The sequence below is a fragment of the Bacillus sp. SIMBA_154 genome, assembly GCF_046536015.1.
Taxonomy (GTDB): Bacteria; Bacillota; Bacilli; order Bacillales; family Bacillaceae; genus Bacillus; species Bacillus pumilus_P.
Map to the genome: position 1 here is coordinate 1 of NZ_JAWJBV010000176.1, position 285 is coordinate 285.

The 285-nt window shown below is 61.8% G+C and carries 1 protein-coding gene; it reads right to left on the minus strand.

Annotation, left to right across the window (positions count from 1 at the left end):
• Window positions 1-160 (minus strand): oxidoreductase C-terminal domain-containing protein (locus R0K30_RS21630; RefSeq protein WP_410612862.1); only part of this gene is annotated, 160 nt, incomplete at its 3' end.
• Window positions 161-285: the final 125 nt, after the last annotated feature.

Here is a 285-nt window from a genome sequence, read left to right on the forward strand (position 1 = left end):
GGTTGATCGACTCAACGGCGACGAGTCTGCCTTCTCTCACCCTGCCGATGGAAAAGCGGTGCGGATCTGCTGACGCAAGAGCCACGGCGTCGTCGTCGGGGCGCGACAATCCTGCAATTTGGAGTCTGGCCCCGGCTTGGAGGCTCCAGAACCATGGCACAAAGCCGTAACCTTCGGCTGTCTCACCGGTCAGTACTCGAGCGAGATACCTCGCCTGTTCTGCCGCATTCGGTACGGACTCCAGACGGACTAGTTCCTGGGACTGAGGGTCCGGGAAGCTCGCGC